We start from the raw sequence: 20127 nt of genomic DNA on the forward strand, positions 1-20127 counted from the left end.
CGCAGGCGCAGGAGGGGCGGGCAAGGGCCCGCCCCGTCGGAGAAAACTGGAAGGAAGTGTTATGCAGAAGCAACGTACGACCAGCCAATGGCGCGAACTGGATGCCGCCCATCACCTGCATCCGTTTACCGATACCGCATCGCTGAACCAGGCGGGCGCGCGCGTGATGACGCGCGGAGAAGGCGTCTATCTGTGGGATTCGGACGGCAACAAGATCATCGACGGCATGGCCGGCCTGTGGTGCGTGAACGTCGGCTACGGCCGCAAGGATTTCGCCGAGGTGGCGCGCCGCCAGATGGAAGAGCTGCCGTTCTACAACACCTTTTTCAAGACCACCCATCCGGCGGTGGTCGAGCTGTCCAGCCTGCTGGCCGAAGTGACGCCGGCCGGCTTCGACCACGTGTTTTACACCAACTCCGGCTCCGAGTCGGTGGACACCATGATCCGCATGGTGCGCCGCTACTGGGACGTGCAGGGCAAGCCGGAGAAGAAGACGCTGATCGGCCGCTGGAACGGCTATCACGGCTCCACCATCGGCGGCGCCAGCCTGGGCGGCATGAAGTACATGCATGAGCAGGGCGATCTGCCGATTCCGGGCATGGCCCATATCGAGCAGCCGTGGTGGTACAAGCACGGCAAGGACATGACGCCGGACGAATTCGGCGTGGTGGCCGCGCGCTGGCTGGACGAGAAGATCCAGGAGATCGGCGCCGACAAGGTGGCCGCTTTCGTCGCCGAACCCATCCAGGGCGCCGGCGGGGTGATCATTCCGCCAGCCACCTACTGGCCGGAAATCGAGCGCATCTGCCGCAAGCACGATGTGTTGATTGTGGCGGACGAAGTGATCTGCGGTTTCGGCCGTACCGGCGAATGGTTCGGCCATCAGCATTTCGGCTTCCAGCCCGACCTGTTCACCGCGGCCAAGGGCTTGTCATCGGGCTACTTGCCGATCGGCGCGGTCTTCGTCGGCAAGCGCGTGGCGGAAGGCCTGATCGCCGGCGGCGACTTCAACCACGGCTTCACCTATTCCGGCCATCCGGTCTGCGCCGCGGTGGCGCACGCCAATGTGATGGCGCTGCGCGACGAGGGCATCGTCCAGCGCGTCAAGGACGACATCGGTCCTTACATGCAGCAGCGCTGGCGCGAAACCTTCAGCCAGTTCGAGCACGTGGACGACGTGCGCGGCGTCGGCCTGATCCAGGCATTCACGCTGGTGAAGAACAAGGCGAAGCGCGAGCTGTTCCCCGATTTCGGCGAGGTCGGCACGCTGTGCCGCGACATCTTCTTCCGCAACAACCTGATCATGCGCGCTTGCGGCGACCATATCGTATGTTCGCCGCCGCTGGTGATGACGCGAACCGAAGTGGATGAAATGCTGGGGGTGGCGGCGCGTTGCCTGGCCGAGTTCGAGCAGGCGCTGAAGGCGCGCGGACTGGCCTAGCGCCGGCTATGCTGGTGTGGGGGCGGCCTCGCCCCCGCCTTTTTTGCAGGGAATGAAGCGGGTTGATACAATTCCACCCGCTTTTTCTATTATTTCTATAATGAATTGCAAAAAGGCATGCTGTAATACAAATAACGGCATGAGGCAATAAAACAAATACAGGACTTGGCGCATGTTCGTCGCAATCGGGTATCTCATCATTCTGGGCTCGGTGCTTGGGGGCTTCATCGCCGCGGGGGGCCATGTCGCCGCGCTGATGCAACCGCTGGAGGTCGTGATGATCGCCGGCGCGGCCATCGGCGCTTTCATCGTCGCCAATGGCGGCGCGCCGCTGAAGGCCACCACCAAGGCGCTTCCCACCGTGTTCAAGGGCAGTTCCTATGGCAAGGCCTTCTACATGGATCTGTTTTCCCTGCTGTTCGAGATACTGACCAAGGTGCGCAAGGAAGGCCTGATGTCGATCGAAGCCGACGTTGAAAATCCCGAATCCAGCCCGGTTTTCTCCAAGTATCCCACCATCATGCATGACCATCATGTGGTCGAGTTCATTTGCGACTACCTGCGGCTGATGGTCGGCGGCAACCTCAACGCCTTCGAAATCGAGAACCTGATGGACGTCGAGATTGAAACCCACCACCACGAGGGCGAGGTGCCTGTGTCGGCGGTCAAGGGACTGGCCGATGGCCTGCCGGCTTTCGGTATCGTGGCCGCGGTGATGGGCGTGGTCCACACGATGGAATCGGTGGGCGCGCCGCCGTCCGAACTAGGCATGCTGATCGCGCACGCGCTGGTGGGCACCTTCCTCGGTATTTTGCTCGCCTACGGCTTCGTCGGTCCGCTGGGCACCATCCTGGAGCACAAGCTGGCCGAAGGCACCCGCGTCTACCAGACGATCAAGGTGACGCTGCTGGCCAGCCTGAACGGCTACGCGCCGCAGGTGGCGGTGGAGTTCGGCCGCAAGGCGCTGTCCTCGATGGACCGCCCGTCGTTCAAGGAACTGGAAGATCACGTCAAGCAGAAGAAATAAGCCGGGTAGGGGACAGAAATGGCCGATGAATCGCAACGACCGATAATCGTCAAGAAAATCAAGAAGGGGGGGCACGGCCATCACGGCGGCGCCTGGAAAATCGCCTATGCCGACTTCGTGACGGCGATGATGGCGTTCTTCCTGTTGATGTGGCTGCTGGGGTCCGCGTCGCAAGGCACTTTGAGCGGCATTTCCGAATACTTCAAGACGCCGCTGAAAGTCGCCATGTCTGGCGGCGCGGGAGCGGGCGACGCCACCTCGGTGATCAAGGGCGGCGGCAACGATCTGACCAAGCAGGCCGGCCAGGTCAACAAGGCCGGCTCCAAGCAGGAAGAAATCATGCAGAAGCAGAAGGAGCAGGCCAGCCTGAACCAGCTGCAGCAGAAAATCCAGCAGACCATAGACCAGAGCGATCTGTTCAAGCAGTACAAGAATCAGCTGAAGCTGGAAATGACGCCGGAAGGGCTGAAAATCCAGATCGTCGACGAGCAGAACCGGCCGATGTTCGATTCCGGCAGTTCCCGCATGCTGCCGCATACCCGGGTGCTGCTGCAGCAGCTGGCTTCGGAGCTGAATCAGCTGCCCAACAGGATCAGCATTTCCGGCCACACCGACGCCAAGCCTTTCGCAGGCGGACAAGGCGGCTACAGCAACTGGGAGCTGTCGGCCGACCGGGCCAACACCGCCCGCCGCGAGCTGGTGGCCGGCGGCCTCTCCGAGAACAAGATCCTGCGCGTGGTGGGCTTGTCGTCCGCCAATCCGCTGATCAAGAGCGATGTGTTCAGCCCGGAGAACCGCCGCATCACCATCGTGGTGCTGAACAAGGACGCCGAGTCGTCGATACTCAACGACGGCTTCAAGCCGCAGATGAACCAGGAAGTGATAGGCGGGCCGCAGCAAGGCGGCGAAGCGGCTCCGCAGCCGAACGAGCCCTGAGCGCATGAGGCGGCTGCGCCATCCGCTGCTTCAGTTGCTCGCCTGCGTCGGCGCCTGGATTTTCATCGCGCCGGCTTTGCATTTATTGCCTTGGGCCGCGCTGCAGGGGCTGTTGGCGGGCTTGTGCGCCGTCGCCTTGCGCTTGCCGGGCTGGCAGCGCCTCGCGCATGGATTGTTTGTGCCTGCGGTGGCTCTGGCCAGCCAGGCGGGCGTCGCGCCGGGTTGGTATCTGGCGGCGTTGCTGCTGACGCTGGCGCTGGGGCGCAACGCGCTGGTGGAACGGGTGCCGCTTTACCGTTCCGCGGTCGCGGTGGCGGAAAGGCTGGCCGAGCGGCTGGCCGGCGGCGCGTCGTTGCTCGAGGCAGGCTGCGGCGACGGCCGGCTGGCGCTGCTGCTGGCCTTGCGCCGGCCGGACCTGAACATGCGCGCGCTGGAAAACGCCGTGGGCAGCTGGTTGCTGGCGCGCTGGCGCTGGCGGCGGGCGGGAAGTCCTAACCGGCTGGCGTTCGCCTGCCGCAATTTTTGGAGCGAGGATTGGGGGGGGTATGACGCGATTTACGTGTTCTTGTCGCCGGAGCCCATGCCTAGGGTTTGGAGCAAGTTCGTTGCCGAGGGCCGGGCCGGCAGCCTGCTCATCAGCAACACCTTTTCCGTGCCCGGCATCGAGCCGGACGAATGCATTCCTCTCGACGGCCCTTTGCAAAAAGAACTATTGATCTGGCGCCATCCAAATGGACCTCGATAACTGGACCAAGACCATCGCGGAACGGCGGTGGCCGATTCTGCCCGACACGCTGTTGGAGCTGCGCGACGCCTGCGCCCGCCACAGCGACCTGATCAACTTCACCGACCTGGCCAATCTCTGCCTGTCCGATCCTTTCCTGCTGCTGGATCTGTTCCGGGTGGTGGGCAATTCGCGCGCGCTGCAGCGCAACGAGAGCATCCCCGCGGTGGAGCAGACGCTGCTGCTGATGGGGTTGGAGGCGGTGGTGGTGCGTTTCAACCGCATCGAGCCGCTGGACGCCGCCGAGGGCAAGCTGGACGCCGATGTTTACGAAGCGGTTGGCGACTGGATGGCGCGCAGCCGGGTGGCGGCCTTGATCGTCAAGGAATGGCTGTCCATCATGGGCGACCTGAAAGTGGAGGACTGCTTCGTCTCCGCGCTGCTGTACAACCTGCCGGCCTGCATCTACATGATCCAGCGCAACCGCTTGCCGGACAAGCCGCTGCTGCAGGAGATGTCCGAGGCGTTCAATGCCGATTACGGCAAGATCCTGCAATCCTTCGTGAAGCACATGCCGCTGCCGAGCGGATTCAACACGCTGCTGGGGACCGGCGTGCCCAACAAGCGGCGCCAGTTGCTGAAGCTGGCCATCGCCACGGCGAACTCGCTGGATCATGGCATCGAGCGCAGCACCTGGCTGGTGGGCGTGGACACCGCGGCCAAGATGATCAATTGCATGCCGGAGATGGCCTACAACGCGGTGGTGCACGCCGCGCTCAAGGTGGCGAAGCGCCCGCATGTGGTCGGCTATACCTTCCCGGCGCGCGCGCTGCTGCTGCTGACTGACAACGGCAAGAAGCCGGAAATGAAGAAGGCCCAGGCGCTGTCCGACGCTGACCCGCTTGAGAGTGCGATTCGGGAGTCGATACGCTTCCTGGCCAACGATCTCAAGTTCGAACGCGTGCTGTATTACCATTACGAGCATGATCTGCACGCGCTGAAGCTGCGTTACCAGGTAGGCGTGGAGGCGGACAACCCGCTGCGCAAGCTCCAAGTGGAGCTGGAGCCGGGCAGCTTCTTCGGCGTGTTCACCGGCAAGCCGCAAAGCTTCCACGCGCCGTCCGATGTGCGCCAGCAGCTGAGCCGGCGTTATGAGGACGAATTCTTCCAGCATATCGGCGACGGCGAATTCGCGCTGATGACTTTGTTCGGCGGACACCGGCTTGGCGGCGTGTTCTATGTCGACAACGCGCGCACCGGCCGCGCGATAGACGACGCCACCTACCATCGCTTCAAGGATCTGATCAGCCGCCTGGCCCAGCATTGATGCAAGAAGGCGCGGGGGCGGGTAAACTCTGCCCCTCCGCTTAGCGCCGCATCGGCAGAATCGACATGCATCACATCTCCAAGACCATCACGTCTCCCCACAACGACGAAGTCAAGGCGCTGGCCAGATTGGTCCAGCACAGCCGCGACCGCCGCAAGGAAGGCGTGATGGTGTTGGAGGGCATCCACCTGGCCGAATCCTGCCTGCAGGCGGGCGGCATCTTGTCGCGGGTCTATCTGAACGAGGCGATGGCCGGCAAGCCGGAAGTGCAGAGGCTGCTGGCTGGCTTGCCCGCCGGGTGCGCGGTGATCGCGATGCCTGAAGCGGTGATGGCCAAGGTGACCGCGCTGTCCAGCGCCGGCGAGCTGCTGGCGCTGAGCCCGCGTCAGCGGCCCGCGCCGCCGCCGGCGGCCGTCGCGCGGGTGCTGCTGGAAGACATCCAGGACCCGGGCAATCTGGGGACCATCCTGCGCACGGCCGCCGCGGCTGGAGTGTACGACGTTTTCCTGTCCAAGGGCTGCGTGGACGTATTCTCTCCCAAGGTGCTGCGCGCCGGCATGGGCGCGCATTTCGCGCTGCGCATACACGAGCACGCCGATCTCGCCGACGAGCTGCGCCGCTTCGGCGGACGCCGGCTGGTCACGCATCTGGAGGGCTCCAGCTCCTTGTACGGTCATGACCTGACCGGACCGGTGGCCTTCGTGTTCGGCAACGAGGGAGCGGGCGTCAGCGACGCGCTGCTGGCGCTGGCGGACGCGCGCATCCGCATCCCGATGCCCGGCCACGCGGAGTCGCTGAACGTGGCGATGGCGGCGACGGTCTGCCTGTTCGAGCGGGTGAGGCAGCAGGAAAAGCCGGCCTGACGCGGCATCGGCCGCGTTCCGCTTGCTCTCATGTCTGGCCCGCAGGCCGGCTCAGTCCAGCGGGATGAACACCTCGCCGCGCATCAGCGGACGCGCGGTGCGGGTCAGCACCACCTCGTCCACTTTCCAGCCCAGCGAATCCAGGCCCAGCACGGCTTCCAATGTCAGCCGGCCGCTGGGGTGGCTGAAGGTCAATGGCATGCCGCGCACCGGTCCGCCGGCCAGCTCTGCCGGCAACGTGCCCTCGGTGGCGCAGGCGCAGGCGAGCGCGATGGCGTCGGTGCCGGGATAGGCGGGGTGCAGCTTGCCCATCGACAGCGCGCGGGCGTGCAGCGCGCAGTCCGGATCGCCGTCTTGCGACAGGAAGCTGATCTTGGGCGTGGCCGGATATTCGCGTCCGGCGGCGAAGATGTCATCGGCCAAGCCGATGGCCACCGTGGCGGCGGCGCGCGCCATCTCCAGCCGGCGCATGATGGCGGGATCGATCTCAGCGGCGGTTTCGCGCCCCTTCAGGCCGAAGTCGCGGGCGCGGACGAATAGGGTGGGATTGCCGGCGTCTATCAGAGTGGCGTCCACCTGGCTGCCGTCGGGCAGCTTCAATTTGTCCATCAGCAGGCCGGTGGGGAACATCTCGCTGCAGTCGCCGGCCGGATCCAGATAGCGCAGCCGGATGGGCGCGCCGGGGAAGGCGACGCCGTCGATGAGGAAGTCGCCCTGCCAGACGGCCTGGCCTTCGAATATTTCCAGTTCGGCCAGGATGCGCTTGCCGACATTGGCCTGCCAGATGGCGATGGTGGCGACGCCGTCTTCCGGCCGGGCCAGCTTTTCCATCACCGCGAACAGCGGCACGGCTGCGGCCAGATTGCCGCAATTGCCGGACCAGTCTATTCGCGCCTCGTCGGTGAATACATGGCCGAACAGCGCGTCCACGTCGCAATCGTCGCGGCGGGAAGGGCTGACGATCACCACCTTGCTGGAGCGGGTGGTGCCGTTGCCAAGGCCGTCGGTTTGCCGGCCGTAAGGATCGGGACTGCCGATCGCGCGCAACAGCAAGCTTTGCCATTGCTCGGTGTCGTCGGGCAGCGCGTCGGCCCGGATGAACAGGCCCTTGCTGGTGCCGCCGCGCATCAGCGTGGCGGGAAGGCGATAGTCAGTGTCCATCAGTCCTCCTCCCATTCCTCCTTGCACTTGGCGATGACTGCGATGCGCGCGGCGTCTATCGTGGCCGGGATGGCGGCCTTGTCGGCGCAGCCGGCCGCTATGGCGCCGGCATCAATTTGCAGCGTAGCAGCCAGTTGCGCGCGCAGATAGTCCTTTTGCGGGTAGGGCGCGTTTTCGAAGTTCAGCCGGCCGCGGGCATCGGCCAGGCAGGCGTCCAGCATCAGCAGGAAACGTTCTGGCCGGCGCAGCGCGTCGCAGTCCTTGAGCATGCGCAACACGGTTTCCGGCCTCAGCTCCTGCGCCCGGTGGACCTTGGTGTGATGCACCACGGTGATATGGGCGAGGTCGCGGCAATCGTTGGGCACGCGCAACCGGCGGCACAGCTCCGACAGCGGCGCGATGCCGCCTTCCTCGTGGCCGATGTGGCGCGGCAGCACGTCGGCCGGCGTCAGCGCCTTGCCCAGATCGTGGCCCAGCGCGGCGAAGCGCACCGCCAGCGGCTGGCCGGCCGCCGCGGCGTAGTCCAGCACCCGCATCACGTGGTCGCCGCAGTCTATCTCGGGGTGGTAGTCGGCGCGCTGCGGCACGCCGAACAGCGCGTCCACCTCGGGCAGGATGCGCGCCAGCGCGCCGCATTCGCGCAGGGTCAGGAACATCCGCGACGGCTTGTCCTCCATCAATCCCTTGGCCAGCTCCTGCCATACCCGTTCGGCCACCAGCGCATCCGCCTCGCCGTCGTCCACCATCTGCCGCATCAGCGCCATGGTTTCCGGCGCGACCGCGAAGTCGAAGCGGGCGGCGAAGCGCGCCAGCCGCAGGATACGCACCGGATCCTCGGCGAACGCCGGGCTGACGTGGCGCAGCAGGCGCGCCTTCAGGTCCGCCTGGCCGCCGTACGGGTCGGTCAGGCTGCCGTCGGCCGCCTCGGCGATGGCATTGATGGTCAGGTCGCGCCGGGCCAGGTCTTCTTCCAGCGTCACATCGGGCGAGGTGTGGAAAGTGAAGCCGTGATAGCCCCTGGCCACCTTGCGTTCGGTGCGGGCCAGCGCGTATTCCTCATGGGTTTCCGGGTGCAGGAATACCGGGAAGTCCTTGCCCACCGGGCGATAGCCCTGCGCCAGCATGTCGTCCGGGGTGGCGCCCACCACCACCCAGTCCCGGTCCTTGACCGGGAGGTTCAGCAGGCGGTCGCGCACGGCGCCGCCGACGATGTAGATTTCCATCTCAGCGCGCCGCCTTCGCGCGGTAGCGGGACGCGGCGGCATTGCGGCCGCGGCCGGCCAGCCAGTCCGGCGCCAGCGCGGACAGCGCGGCGGGCTCGAAGCCCAGCAGGCTGGACGGGAAAGGCTGGTCGCTGACATTGTCCCATCGCAGCGAGCGCACGTTGTCGCGGCTCATCAGCGTCGGCCCCGGCAGCCATTCCATCAGCGCGGCCTGCAGCATGGCCAGGCTGTCTGGCAGGCCGAATACCGGGCGGGGGTGGCCGCTGGCGCGGCCGGCCAGGCGCGCCAGATCGGCCAGGGTATAGGTTTCCGGTCCAGTCAAATCCAGCTTTTTGCCCACGGTTTCCTTGCGCGCCAGGCACTCGCATATCGCGCGGGCGACGTCTTCCACCCAGGCCGGAGCCATCCGGCAGCCGGCGCCGGCCAGCGGCAGAACGGGCAGCAGCCTTTGCAGGCTGGCGAACATATTGAGAAAGGCGTCGTCGCGGCCGAACACGACTGAGGGACGCAATATGGTCCAGTCCAGCCCGCTGGATTCCACTGCCAGCTCGCCCAGCGCCTTGGTCTGCTGGTAGTCGCTGGGCGCGTCCTGGGCGGCGCCCAATGCGCTGACGTGCACCAGCCGGCGCACATTCTGCAGCCGGCAGGCGGCGACGATCTTCTCCGGCAATTGAGCGTGGGCCTTCTCGAACTGGGCTCGGCTGCCATGCAGGATGCCGACCATGCTGATCACGGCGTCGTGGCCGGCGATCAGCTTGGCCAGCTGGGCCGGGTCGTGGACGTCGGCGGAGACCAGCTCGGCCGACGGCAGCACGCGGAAATCGGGCGGCGCGGTCCGGCGGCTGGCGATGGTGAGCCGATGGTCCCGGCTGGCCAGCTGGGCGGCCAGATGGCGGCCGATGAAGCCGCTGCCGCCTATCAGGCAAATCTTTTGTGCGGTCATGTCGTTTTCCTTAACGCGCCGGCACCATCCCCATGCGGTTTCTCAGGGAGATGTTGGCGTGGCCAAAGGTGCTGGAGTAGTAGGCGGCGTTGGCCATCACTTTCTGCACGTAATCGCGCGTTTCGCTGAAGGGGATGGTTTCGGCGTAGATGGTGCCGTCCAGCGCGCGGTCGGCCTGCCAGTTGCGGGCGCGGCCGGGGCCGGCGTTGTAGGCGGCGGTGGCCATCACCTGGTTGCCGGATAGGTTGTCCAGCACGTAGCGCAGATACCAGGTGCCGAGCTGGACGTTGGTATCGATGTCGTTGACCGCGAAGTGGGTGAGGCCGATCTTCTTGGCCGCCCATTTGGCGGTGGCGGGCATCAGCTGCATCAGGCCGGAGGCGCCGACGCCGGAGCGGGCCATGGTGATGAAGCGGCTTTCCTGGCGGATCAGGCCGTAAACCCAGGCATCGTCGATGTCGAGCTGGCGCGCGTATTTCTGCGTGACTTCGCGGTAGGGCGTCAGGTAGCGCAGCGAGAAATCGTGTTCTTCCTTGGTGCGCTCGGCGCTGTAGATCGCCATGTCGTAGAAATTTTCCTTGCGCGCGATTTCGGCGGCGGCCAGCAGCTCCATGTCGTTGCGGCCGCGCATCGCCCAGCGCCATTCGCGCTGCGCGTCGGTGCGGAACTCCGGCTTGGTGTAGATTTCGGCGACGTTGAGCAGCGCCAGCGAGCGGCGAACGGCCGGGTCGGCCTTCATCCGGGCGACGTCGTCGCTGCTCGGGCCGGTTTTGCTGGCGGAAGCGGACAGGCTGTTGCCCAGCTCTTCCAGCGACAGCAGCGCGTAATAGTTGTGGCCGACGCTGGCCTGGCTGAACAGCGGCGCGGCTTCGGCCGGCTTCCCCTGCTGCTTCAGCGAGCGGGCCAGCCAGTAGCGCCAGGCCGGCTTGCCGGCCACGTCCTGGGGCATGCGGCGGATGACGCCGTCCAGCTGGCTCCATTGCTCCAGCCGCAGCGCCGAGCGCGCCCACCATTCCCATTGGTCCGTGGTCAACTGGCGCGGGTCGGCCTTTTCAAACCATTGCAGCGCCTGGCCTGCCTGCTGCTTGCGGGCGGACAGCAGCGCCAGCTGGCCCCAGCCGAAGCCGGCGCGGTCGGGCGTCAGTTGGCTTTCCACGCGGGACAGCATCGCCGCCGCGCCGTTCAGATCGGTCTTGCCCTTGCGCACCGCGTCGTAGAGGATGGCTTCCTGGCCGCCCGGAGTGTCCGGGCTGGCGAGAGATGGCTTGTTGAGCGCGGCGTTGTCCAGCGGCAACTGGGTGTCGCTGGCCAGCTGGCGCGCCTGGGTGAGATAGTTGCCGGCCAGCAGCAGGCGGGCGCGGCGCCACAGCCAGTCCTGGCTTAGCGCGCCGCGGGCATAGGCCATGTCTATCAGCCGGTTGCAGCCGTCCGGCGCCGGCTTGCCTTCCAGGAACCGGTCCAGATTGCCCGGCTTTTGCCCCTGGCGCATTTGCAGCAGCTCGCCGTAGCAGCTCGATTCCTCATCGCGGCCTTCAGGCGGCAGCTTTTTCCATTCATTGGCGAAGGCGGTCCAGTCTTCGCGCAGGCCCAGCTTCTTCACCCACTCATTGCGTATCCGTTCCGGCATCAGGCCTTCCGGCGTCCGGGACAGGAAGCGTTGCACCTGGGCGTCGTCGTTGCGTTCCAGCGCCTTCCAGGTTTGCCAGTATTCCGGATAGTCCTTCAACGGGTAATTGTCGGGCAGCTTGTCGCCCAGGCTGGCCAGCTTTGCCAGGTCGTTGGCGCGGAAGGCGTCGCGGGCGGCGAGCAGGGTGTCGTCGGGGCCGGCCAGCGCAGGCAGGGCGGCGCCCAGGGCCAGGGTCAGGCCCGCCAGGCGGATGGGGGTGGTCAAAGCTTTCATTTGCGTTCCGTCTGTTGGGGTCTCCGCGCCGACTGGCGGCGCGGCGGCGGCGGGGCGTCCCGCGCGCTCAATGCTTATTTCAATATGACAGGCCGCGGCGCTGAGCGCTCGCTTTCATGGCCCGCGTCTCAGGCCGCCGGGGCGGCCTGGTAGAACTCGATCGGCAATCCATCCGGATCGGCGCAGAAGAAAAAGCGCGCGCCGGTGTATTCGTCCACCCTGATGCCTTCCACGCTCACGCCTTGGTCTTGCAGATGGCCGCGCATCGCTTCCGCGTCGTCGCAGGCCAACGCCAGATGGCGTAGGCCGCAGGCTTCCGGCCGGCTGGGACGGGGCGGCGGGGAGGGGAAGCTGAACAGTTCGATCTGGCCGCCGCCCGGCAGCGCCAGGTCCAATTTCCAGGACTGTCTTTCCTCGCGCCAGTTCTCGGCGATGACTTTAAAACCGAGCGCGCGGCAGTAGAAGTCGCGCGAGCGCGCGTAGTCGGAAGCGATGATGGCGACGTGGTGCAGGCCGGTGATATGCATGGCTGTTGAGGCTGGGGGTTGCCGGATGCCGCCATTTTAGCGTCGCCGCGGGCGGGCTGCCCAGCGATGGGGATGGGCATTGAAAAAGACAATCAAAAGTCTTGCGACAATCAATTAGACGAATTTTGCCGTGGCTATCAAAATGCACGCATCGATAGCTAACAACCGCAGTCAACCCTCAAGGAGATAGCCATGCTGCAAAATCGTGAAGGCCAACGCGTACCGAACGTCACTTTCCGCATCCGTGAAAACAACGAGTGGAAGAATGTCACCACCGCCGAACTGTTCGACGGCAAGACCATCGCCCTGTTCTCGCTGCCGGGCGCGTTCACCCCGACCTGCTCTTCCACCCACCTGCCGCGCTTCAACGAACTGGCGCCGTCCTTCTTCGCCAACGGCGTGGACGCCATCCTGTGCGTGTCGGTCAACGACACCTTCGTGATGAACGAATGGGCCAAGGACCAGGAAGCGCAGAACATCGTGATGATTCCGGACGGCAACGGCGACTTCACCGAAGGCATGGGCATGCTGGTGGACAAGCAGGACCTGGGCTTCGGCAAGCGCAGCTGGCGCTACTCGATGCTGGTGAAGGACGGCGTGGTGGACAAGATGTTCATCGAGCCGCAAGAGCCGGGCGATCCGTTCAAGGTGTCCGACGCCGACACCATGCTGAACTACATCAATCCGACCGCCAAGAAGCCTGACCAGGTGGTGGTGTTCACCAAGGTGGGTTGCCCGCACTGCGCCCGCGCCAAGGCCGTGCTGGCAGAAAACGGCTACGACTTCGTCGAAGTGCCGCTGGACAACAAGATCCGCGGCAAGGCGCTGGGCGCCGTGTCCGGCGCGATGACCGCCCCGCAGGTGTTCATCAACGGCGAGCTGATCGGCTCCGCCGACGAAGTGGAAAAGCGCTTCGCCAAATAAGACGTTCGATTCCGGCGGCTTCGGGCCCTGACGCCGCCGGATGGCTTGGGCCGGTACTCCTGCCGGCCGTTTTTTCCGCCGGGATGCGGGACGGCATGTCCATGATGCGCGGCGTGCCGTGCCGCATCCCCGCCAGATAGAGGATAAGAACCATGAAAACCATCCACATCGACGTAGCCGTCATCGGCGCCGGCACCGCCGGCCTCGCCGCCTACCGCGCCGCCAAGGCCGGCGGCGCTTCCGCCCTGATCATCGAGGGCGGCCCTTACGGCACCACCTGCGCCCGCGTCGGCTGCATGCCGTCCAAGCTGCTGATCGCCGCCGCCGAAGCCGCCCATCATGCGAGCCATACTGATATGTTCGGCGTGCACGTCGATGGCGACATCCGCATCGATGGCCGCGAGGTGATGGCGAGGGTGCGCAGCGAGCGCGACCGCTTCGTCGGCTTCGTGGTGCGCAGCGTGGATGGCATCCCGGCCGAGGACAAACTGTCCGGTTATGCCCGCTTCGTCGACAACACCACGCTTCAAGTGGACGACCACACCATCGTCCAGGCCCGGCGGGTGGTGATCGCCACCGGCTCGTCGCCGACCCTCCCTGCGCCGTTCAAGGCTTTCGGCGACCGGCTGATCGTCAACGACGATGTGTTCGACTGGGACACGCTGCCGCAAAGCGTGGCGGTGTTCGGCCCCGGCGTGATCGGTTTGGAACTGGGGCAGGCGCTGGCGCGCTTGGGGGTGAGAGTGAAGGTGTTCGGCGCCCGCGGCGGCGTGGGGCCGCTGAGCGATCCGGCGGTGCGCGATTATGCCCGCCAGGCATTGTCCGAACAGTTCTACCTGGACCCGGATGCCAAAGTGCTGGAAATGGCCAGCGACGATGACGCCGCGCGCATCCGCTATGTCAATCTGGACGGCGAAGAGGTAGAGGAGCGTTTCGATTACGTGCTGGCGGCTACCGGCCGCGTGCCCAATGTTCGCGGCTTGGGGCTGGAAAACACCAGCCTGAAGCTGGATGCCGGCGGCGTGCCGCTGTTCGACGCCAAGACGCTGCAGTGTGGAGACTCCCCGGTATTCATCGCCGGCGATGCCAACAACATCCTGCCGTTGCTGCACGAAGCGGCCGACGAGGGCAAGACCGCCGGCGCCAACGCCGCCGCCTACCCGGCGGTTAGCGCCGGCTTGCGCCGCTCCACCATCGCGGTGGTGTTCTCCGATCCGCAGATCATGATGGTGGGCAGCCGCTTCACCGATCTGCAGCTGGGCAGCTTCGTCACCGGCGAGGTGAGCTTCGAAGACCAGGGCCGCAGCCGGGTGATGGGCGTCAACAAGGGCCTGCTGCATGTGTACGCCGACAAGGCGACCGGCCGCTTCCTGGGCGCCGAGATGATAGGGCCGCGCGCCGAGAATCTGGCCCATCTGCTGGCCTGGAGCCATCAGCAGGGGCTGACCGTCGAGCAGATGCTGGACATGCCGTTCTACCATCCGGTGATAGAGGAAGGCCTGCGCACCGCGCTGCGCGACGCGGCGGCCAGGCTGGCCTGATGTTCGATGCAATGAAAAAACGGGGCTTCGGCCCCGTTTTTTTATTCTCCCTTCAGCAGCGCGCGCGCCCAGCTGAAGCGCTCGCGCCAGATCACCGGCGCGCGCCAGGCCAGATGGGCGGTGGCCAGGATGTTGAGCGCGGCCACGGCCAGCAGCAGCATCGAGATGCTGTCGTACCACTTCAGCATCAGCGCGCTGCCGATGGCGGCGGCCACCATGTAGAAGCCGTTGATGATGTTGTTGGCGGCCACCGCCTGCGAGCGGAAGGCATCCGGGCTGCCGGTCTGCAGCCAGGTATACAGCGGCACGGTGAAGAAGCCGCCGAAGAAGCCCAGCAGCGTCACGTCGACGATGGCGCGCCAGCTGCCGGCCTTGGCCAGGAACGCCGGCAGCGCGGCCAGCGGGCCGTGGTAGGACGGCATCGCGCCCAGCGCCAGATCGCCGCCGAACACCGTCATGCCGGCGCTGCCCAGCAGCACGATGCCCAGCTGCAGCTTGCCGCGCGACAGCTTGGCGCAGGCGATGGAGCCGGCGCCGATGCCGATGGAGAACAGCGCCAGCAGCAGGGTGTAGACGTCGGCGTCGCCGCCCAGGTGCAGGCGGGTGAAGGTGGGCAGCTGGGTGGTGTAGACCGCGCCCATCAGCCAGAACCAGGAAATGCCCAATATCGAGCAGCGCACGTCGTGGATGCGCCAGGCCTCGCGTATCAGCCGCACCGAGTCGCCGAGGAAATTCCACGACAGCTTCAGGTGGGGCGCGCCGGGCGCGACCGAAGGCATGGTGGCGCTGCTGAAGTAGCCCAGGATGGCGACCAAGAGCAGCGCGCCGACGATCAGCAGCGCGCCGCTGTGGGTGAGCAGGCTGCCGCTGAGCTGGCCCAGCAGGATGGCGAGAAAGGTGCCCATCTCGATCAGGCCGGTGCCGCCCACCAGCTCATGCTCTTTCAGGTATTGTGGCAGCACCGAGTATTTCAGCGGGCCGAAGAAGGCCGAGTGCACGCCCATCAGGAACAGCGCGGACAGCAGGATGGCGGCGGACTTCATCAGGAAGCCGGCGCCGGCCACCAGCATGATGGCGATCTCGGCCAGCTTGATCATGCGCGCGATGCGGGCCTTGTCGTAGCGCTCGGTCAGCTTGCCGGCGCTGGCGGAAAACAGGAAGAAGGGCAGGATGAAGATGCCGGCGGCCAGATTGACCAGCTGCTGCGGCGGCATGCCCAGCATTTCCAGGCCATGGAAGCTGATCAGCACCACGATGGCGGTTTTCAGCATATTGTCGTTGAAGGCCCCCAGGAACTGGGTGCCGAACAAGGGCAGGAAGCGCCGGGTGGCGAAGAAGGAGAAGTCAGCTTTCACGATGGCCGGTTATGAAAAAGGCGGGAACCGCATGCTAACGGATTCCCGCCTCGCTGTCAGTCGCGGCTCAGCTTAGAACAGCGACAGCCACAGGCCGCTGGCGGTGGCGGTCATGAAGCCGGTGAGGATGGACGCCGCCAGCGCGCGCATGCCGATATGGGCCAGCTCCTGCTGGCGTTCCGGCGCCAGCGCGCCGATGCCGGCCACGCAGATGCCCACCGACGACAGGTTGGAGAAGCTGGCCAGCGCGAAGGTGGAGATCATCACCGTTTGCGCGGACAGCGTGCCGGCGGCCTTCATCTTGGCCAGATCCATGTAGGCGATGAACTCGTTGAGGACGATCTTCTGGCCCAGCAGGCTGCCGACGCCCAGCGTCTCGTTCCAGCCGATGCCCATCAGGAAGGCGAACACGCGGAACACCTGGCCCACTAGGTACTGCAGCGTCAGGCCGTCGAACATGCCGTGGGTGGACGCCTGGATGGCGGCGTTGACGCCCAAGAGTTCGCCCAGGCCGTCCTTCATCAGGAAGTTGGCCAGCGCGATCAGCGCCACGATGGCCAGCAGGATGGTGGCGACGGCGGCGGCCATCTTCATGCCGTCCAGCGCGCCGGTCACCACCGCGCTGACGAAATTGCCCTCGCTCTTTTCCTTGGACGACTGCAGCTTGGTGCTGGACAGCGCCTCGGGCGTGGTTTCCGGGAACATGATCTTGCAGAACACCACCGCGCCGGCCGCGTTCATGCAGGAGGCGGTCAGCAGATAGGTGGCGAAGCGCGCCTGCTCCGCGGTGTCCGATCCGCCGAGGAAGGCGACGTAGGCCGCCAGCACGCCGCCGGACAGCGTGGACATGCCGGCGATCATGATGCAGGCCAGCTCGGAGCGGGTCATGTGGCGGATGTAGGGGCGGACCAGCAGCGGGGCCTCGGTCTGGCCCAGGAAGATGTTGGCGGCGGCCACCACGCTTTCCGGGCCGGAAATGCCCATGCTGCGCTTCATCGCCCAGGCCAGGCCGGCCACCACGCGCTGCAGGATGCCGAAATGGTAGAGCAGGGCGCTGAAGGCGGAGAAGAAGATGATCACCGGCAGCACGGTGAAGGCGAACAGGAAGCCCAGTTTGCCGCTGGGTTTGGCCAGGTCGCCGAAAATGAAGCCCGCGCCGTCCCCTGCGAAGCTCAGCACCTTGGCGAAGCCGGCGCCGAAGGCGGAGAAGCCGTGATGGACGGCGGGCACGTAGTTGATCAGCAGGAACAGGCCGTTCTGGATGGCGAGGCCGATCAGCACGGTGCGCCAGTTGACGGCGCGGCGGTTGGTGGAGAACAGGTAGGCGGCGGCGACGAGAAGCAGCATGCCGGCCAGTGCTTGGATGGTATTCACGGAGGCCCTTGGACTAGCGATGGGCGGCGTGTCGGCGTCCGTCCAGTCCGGGATGCCTTCCGCCGCGCCAAATCATGATTGGCTAATGCTTGAAGGCGCGGCATTTTACAGCAAAAGGCCATCTCCCTGAAAGGGAAATGACCCGGACTTGCGCATTTTACCCGGATGGCGTGCCGGGCTTGGCGCGTCAATGCTGCGGCTTGTCGTCTTCGTGGGTGGCGTCGTCGTCCATCAGGATGCGATGGGCGGGGCCTTGCATGTCGTCGAATTGGCCGGAGCGGGTGGCCCACCAGAAAATGGCGCCGATCACGAAGACCAGCACCAGGCTGAGCGGGATGAGCAGGTAGAGGCTTTCCATCAGGGATTCCGTTTGACGAGACGCAGCGCGTTGCCGACCACCAACAGCGAGCTCAGTGCCATGCCCAGGCTGGCCAGCCAGGGCGTGACGTGGCCCAGCATCGCCAGCGGCAGCGCGACGACATTATAACCGGCCGCCCAGATCAGGTTCTGCCGGATCACCGCCAGCGCGCGCCGGCTGACAAGCAGAGAGTCGGCGATCAGGCTCAGCCGGTCTCCCATCAGCACCATGTCGCCGCTGGCGCGGGCGACATCGGTGCCGCCGCCCATCGCGATCGAAACGTCGGCGCGCGCCAGCACCGGCGCGTCATTGACGCCGTCGCCCACCATCAGCACCCGCCGGCCCCTGGCCTGCAGCGCGGCGACGTAGGCGAGCTTGTCTTCCGGCGTCGCGCGCGAGCGCCATTGCGGGATGCCGAGCCTGGCGGCCAAGCCGGCCACCGGGCCCTCGCCGTCGCCGCTGAGCAGGTGGACGGCCAGGCCGCGGCGGGACAACTCGGCCACCAGTGCCGCGGCGTCGTCGCGGCAGGCGTCGCCGATGGCGAAGCGGGCTTGCACGCCGTCGGCGTCGGCCAGCAGCACCTGGGTGCAATCCGGCTGCCAGCCGGCGTCTTCGTCCACCTCATGGCCCAGCCAGGCGGCGATGAACGGCGCCGAGCCCAGCCGCCACTCGCGGCCATCGACGACGCCGGCCACGCCGCCGCCGGGATGGTTGATCACGCTGTCCGCCTGCGGCCTGTCCGCCGGCGCGGCCGCCAGGATGGCCTGGGCCAGTGGATGCTCCGATCCCTGCTCCAGCGCGGCGGCGACCGCCAGCGCGCGAGGCGCATTCAGCGGGCCTCGCGTTTCCAGCAGCCGCATCTGGCCGTGGGTGAGGGTTCCTGTCTTGTCGAACACCGCGTCGTCGGCCTTGGCCAGCGTTTCCAGCGCGTGGCCGCGGGTGGTCAGCACGCCCAGGGAGGCCAGCCGGCCGCTGGCGGCGGTGAGCGCGGCCGGGGTGGCCAGCGACAGCGCGCAGGGGCAGGAGATCACCAGCACCGCCACCATGATCCACAGCGCGCGGTCCGGGTCTATGAAATGCCAGGCTAGATAGCTGCCGGCGGCGGCCAGCAGCAGCAGCGCGACGAACCAGCTGGCGAAGCGGTCGGCAAGCACCGCCAGCCTGGGTTTCTCCGCCAGCGCCTGGTCCAGCAGCCGCACGATGCCGGCCAGCCGAGTGGATTGGCCCGCCTGTTCCACGCGCAGCACCAGCGGGCTGGCGGCGTTGACGCTGCCGGCGATCACCAAGTCGCCCGGCGCTTTGGCGATGGGGCGGCTTTCGCCGGTGAGCAGCGATTCATTGCTGGCGCTGCGGCCGTCCAGCACCACGCCGTCCGCCGGAATGGTTTCGCCGGGCTTGACCAGGATCACGTCGCCGGGGTTCAGGCCCGCCACCGTCGCCTCGCGGCTGTCCCGGCTTTGCGGCCAGCCGTCCAGCCGGTGGGCAAAGGCCGGCACCAGCTTGACCAGGCTTTCGCTGGCGGCGCCGGCCTTGCGGCGGGCGATGCCTTCCAGGTAACGGCCGCCCAAGAGCAGGAACACGAACATCGACACCGAGTCGAAGTAGATGCCGTGCTCCACCTTGTGGATCAGCGCCCAGAAGCTGGCGGCGAAGGCGGTGAGGATGCCGATGCTGACCGGCGTGTCCATGCCGACGCGGCCGGTTTTCAGATCGCGCCAGGTGTTGCGGTAGAAGGGCAGGGCCGAGTACAGCAGCACCGGCAGCGTCAGGATGAAGCTGGACCAGTGCAGCAGCCACAGGAAATCGGGCGCGATGTCGCCGTCCGGCGCCAGATAGACCGGCACCGCGTACATCATCACCTGCATCATCGACAGGCCGGCCACCCACAGCCGGGTCAGCGCCTGCTTGCGCTCCTTCTGCTGCAGCTTTTCCTGGCGGTCGGCGTCGTAGGGATGGGCGCGGTAGCCTATCGCCGCCACCGCCTCCAGGATGGCGGACAGCTGCACGCGGCCATTGTCCCAGCGCACGCGGGCGCGCTGGGTGCTGTAATTGATGTCCACCCCCAGCACGCCGGGCAGGCGGCGGATGTGCTGCTCGTTCAGCCAGATGCAGGCGGCGCAGGTGATGCCTTCCAGCATCAGCGAGGCCTCGCGGACATTCGCATCCTCGACGCGGACGAAGCTGCGCTGCAGCTCCTCGCTGTCGTACAGCTTGATCTGCTCCAGCAGCGCCTGCGGCAGCGCTTCGGCGCGGGCCGCGCCCTCGGTGCGGTGCTTGTAGTAGTCGGACAGGCCGGATTCGATGATGGTGGCCGCCACCGCCTGGCAACCGGCGCAGCAGGCGGGTTCTTCGCGCTGGCGGTAGAGGATGGGGAAGCTGGCGCCGGCGGGCACCGGCAAACCGCAATGGAAACAGTTCTCGCTCATGACGTAGGATTGTAATCAAAGCCGGCGCGCAATGCTTGATCCAGCGCATGGCAGTGTTTTTCAATGCGGATTATTTC

The 20127-nt window shown here is 66.2% G+C and carries 17 protein-coding genes; 8 read left to right on the top strand and 9 right to left on the bottom strand.

Annotation, left to right across the window (positions count from 1 at the left end; translation table 11 throughout):
* Positions 1-61: 61 nt before the first annotated feature.
* From BKX93_RS00355 to BKX93_RS00380, 6 genes are all read left to right on the top strand, one after another.
* Positions 62-1441, top strand: coding sequence for an aspartate aminotransferase family protein (locus BKX93_RS00355; protein ID WP_046156378.1), 1380 nt, complete (start codon positions 62-64; stop codon positions 1439-1441).
* A gap of 172 nt (positions 1442-1613) precedes the next feature.
* Complete coding sequence (gene motA, locus BKX93_RS00360) at positions 1614-2468, top strand: flagellar motor stator protein MotA (protein WP_046156377.1); 855 nt, start codon at positions 1614-1616, stop codon at positions 2466-2468.
* A gap of 18 nt (positions 2469-2486) precedes the next feature.
* Positions 2487-3404, top strand: a complete 918-nt coding sequence (motB, locus tag BKX93_RS00365; protein ID WP_046167100.1) for a flagellar motor protein MotB — start codon at positions 2487-2489, stop codon at positions 3402-3404.
* Positions 3405-3408: 4 nt separating this feature from the next.
* Positions 3409-4149, top strand: coding sequence for a hypothetical protein (locus BKX93_RS00370; RefSeq protein WP_046156375.1), 741 nt, complete (start codon positions 3409-3411; stop codon positions 4147-4149).
* A complete protein-coding gene (locus BKX93_RS00375; RefSeq protein WP_070978108.1) occupies positions 4136-5455 on the top strand; it encodes an HDOD domain-containing protein in 1320 nt (439 codons plus the stop codon). The genes BKX93_RS00370 and BKX93_RS00375 overlap by 14 nt, the downstream gene beginning before the upstream one ends.
* A gap of 65 nt (positions 5456-5520) precedes the next feature.
* Positions 5521-6318, top strand: coding sequence for a TrmH family RNA methyltransferase (locus tag BKX93_RS00380; RefSeq protein WP_046156373.1), 798 nt, complete (start codon positions 5521-5523; stop codon positions 6316-6318).
* 51 nt (positions 6319-6369) lie between these two features.
* Here the strand turns inward: BKX93_RS00380 and BKX93_RS00385 are convergent, their stop codons facing one another.
* From BKX93_RS00385 to gloA2, 5 genes are all read right to left on the bottom strand, one after another.
* Positions 6370-7479, bottom strand: coding sequence for a 2-methylaconitate cis-trans isomerase PrpF family protein (locus BKX93_RS00385; RefSeq protein WP_046156372.1), 1110 nt, complete (start codon positions 7477-7479; stop codon positions 6370-6372).
* Complete coding sequence (locus tag BKX93_RS00390) at positions 7479-8702, bottom strand: multifunctional CCA addition/repair protein (RefSeq protein WP_070978110.1); 1224 nt, start codon at positions 8700-8702, stop codon at positions 7479-7481. Before BKX93_RS00390 ends, BKX93_RS00385 begins: the two co-directional genes overlap by 1 nt.
* 1 nt (position 8703) lies before the next feature.
* Positions 8704-9645, bottom strand: coding sequence for a complex I NDUFA9 subunit family protein (locus BKX93_RS00395; protein WP_070978111.1), 942 nt, complete (start codon positions 9643-9645; stop codon positions 8704-8706).
* Between the two features lie 10 nt (positions 9646-9655).
* A complete protein-coding gene (locus BKX93_RS00400) occupies positions 9656-11545 on the bottom strand; it encodes a lytic transglycosylase domain-containing protein (RefSeq protein ID WP_070978113.1) in 1890 nt (629 codons plus the stop codon).
* A 128-nt stretch (positions 11546-11673) separates the two neighbouring features.
* A complete protein-coding gene (gloA2, locus tag BKX93_RS00405) occupies positions 11674-12072 on the bottom strand; it encodes an SMU1112c/YaeR family gloxylase I-like metalloprotein (RefSeq protein ID WP_046156368.1) in 399 nt (132 codons plus the stop codon).
* 192 nt (positions 12073-12264) lie between these two features.
* On the opposite strand from gloA2, the gene BKX93_RS00410 reads away from it, so the two are divergent.
* Positions 12265-12996: a redoxin family protein gene (locus BKX93_RS00410; protein ID WP_046167092.1), complete on the top strand. Its 732-nt coding sequence runs from the start codon at positions 12265-12267 to the stop codon at positions 12994-12996.
* Positions 12997-13148: 152 nt separating this feature from the next.
* The gene (locus BKX93_RS00415; RefSeq protein WP_070978115.1) at positions 13149-14537 is read left to right on the top strand and encodes a dihydrolipoyl dehydrogenase; all 1389 of its coding nucleotides are present in this window, start codon (positions 13149-13151) and stop codon (positions 14535-14537) included.
* Between the two features lie 41 nt (positions 14538-14578).
* Here BKX93_RS00415 and BKX93_RS00420 read toward each other — a convergent pair whose 3' ends face one another.
* The 4 genes from BKX93_RS00420 to BKX93_RS00435 all read right to left on the bottom strand — a co-directional run bounded on the left by BKX93_RS00420 (position 14579) and on the right by BKX93_RS00435 (position 20050).
* Positions 14579-15892 (bottom strand): MFS transporter, encoded by a 1314-nt coding sequence (locus tag BKX93_RS00420; protein WP_070978117.1) that lies wholly within the window; start codon positions 15890-15892, stop codon positions 14579-14581.
* Positions 15893-15964: 72 nt separating this feature from the next.
* On the bottom strand, positions 15965-17266 hold the full coding sequence (locus BKX93_RS00425; protein ID WP_046156364.1) for a NupC/NupG family nucleoside CNT transporter: 1302 nt from the start codon (positions 17264-17266) through the stop codon (positions 15965-15967).
* Positions 17267-17453: 187 nt separating this feature from the next.
* A complete protein-coding gene (gene ccoS / locus BKX93_RS00430; RefSeq protein ID WP_046156363.1) occupies positions 17454-17624 on the bottom strand; it encodes a cbb3-type cytochrome oxidase assembly protein CcoS in 171 nt (56 codons plus the stop codon).
* Positions 17624-20050, bottom strand: coding sequence for a heavy metal translocating P-type ATPase (locus BKX93_RS00435; RefSeq protein WP_070978118.1), 2427 nt, complete (start codon positions 20048-20050; stop codon positions 17624-17626). The genes ccoS and BKX93_RS00435 overlap by 1 nt, the downstream gene beginning before the upstream one ends.
* Positions 20051-20127: the final 77 nt, after the last annotated feature.

Origin of the sequence: Chromobacterium vaccinii (assembly GCF_001855275.1) — a bacterium.
GTDB classification, from domain to species: domain Bacteria; phylum Pseudomonadota; class Gammaproteobacteria; order Burkholderiales; family Chromobacteriaceae; genus Chromobacterium; species Chromobacterium vaccinii.

What these genes read in the sequence shown, in the direction of transcription:
- BKX93_RS00355 (WP_046156378.1), top strand. Translation starts at nt 62, where the DNA reads ATGCAGAAGCAACGTACGACCAGCCAATGGCGCGAACTGGATGCCGCC.
- motA (WP_046156377.1), top strand. Translation starts at nt 1,614, where the DNA reads ATGTTCGTCGCAATCGGGTATCTCATCATTCTGGGCTCGGTGCTTGGG.
- motB (WP_046167100.1), top strand. Translation starts at nt 2,487, where the DNA reads ATGGCCGATGAATCGCAACGACCGATAATCGTCAAGAAAATCAAGAAG.
- BKX93_RS00370 (WP_046156375.1), top strand. Translation starts at nt 3,409, where the DNA reads ATGAGGCGGCTGCGCCATCCGCTGCTTCAGTTGCTCGCCTGCGTCGGC.
- BKX93_RS00375 (WP_070978108.1), top strand. Translation starts at nt 4,136, where the DNA reads ATGGACCTCGATAACTGGACCAAGACCATCGCGGAACGGCGGTGGCCG.
- BKX93_RS00380 (WP_046156373.1), top strand. Translation starts at nt 5,521, where the DNA reads ATGCATCACATCTCCAAGACCATCACGTCTCCCCACAACGACGAAGTC.
- BKX93_RS00385 (WP_046156372.1), bottom strand. Translation starts at nt 7,479, where the DNA reads ATGGACACTGACTATCGCCTTCCCGCCACGCTGATGCGCGGCGGCACC.
- BKX93_RS00390 (WP_070978110.1), bottom strand. Translation starts at nt 8,702, where the DNA reads ATGGAAATCTACATCGTCGGCGGCGCCGTGCGCGACCGCCTGCTGAAC.
- BKX93_RS00395 (WP_070978111.1), bottom strand. Translation starts at nt 9,645, where the DNA reads ATGACCGCACAAAAGATTTGCCTGATAGGCGGCAGCGGCTTCATCGGC.
- BKX93_RS00400 (WP_070978113.1), bottom strand. Translation starts at nt 11,545, where the DNA reads ATGAAAGCTTTGACCACCCCCATCCGCCTGGCGGGCCTGACCCTGGCC.
- gloA2 (WP_046156368.1), bottom strand. Translation starts at nt 12,072, where the DNA reads ATGCATATCACCGGCCTGCACCACGTCGCCATCATCGCTTCCGACTAC.
- BKX93_RS00410 (WP_046167092.1), top strand. Translation starts at nt 12,265, where the DNA reads ATGCTGCAAAATCGTGAAGGCCAACGCGTACCGAACGTCACTTTCCGC.
- BKX93_RS00415 (WP_070978115.1), top strand. Translation starts at nt 13,149, where the DNA reads ATGAAAACCATCCACATCGACGTAGCCGTCATCGGCGCCGGCACCGCC.
- ccoS (WP_046156363.1), bottom strand. Translation starts at nt 17,624, where the DNA reads ATGGAAAGCCTCTACCTGCTCATCCCGCTCAGCCTGGTGCTGGTCTTC.
- BKX93_RS00435 (WP_070978118.1), bottom strand. Translation starts at nt 20,050, where the DNA reads ATGAGCGAGAACTGTTTCCATTGCGGTTTGCCGGTGCCCGCCGGCGCC.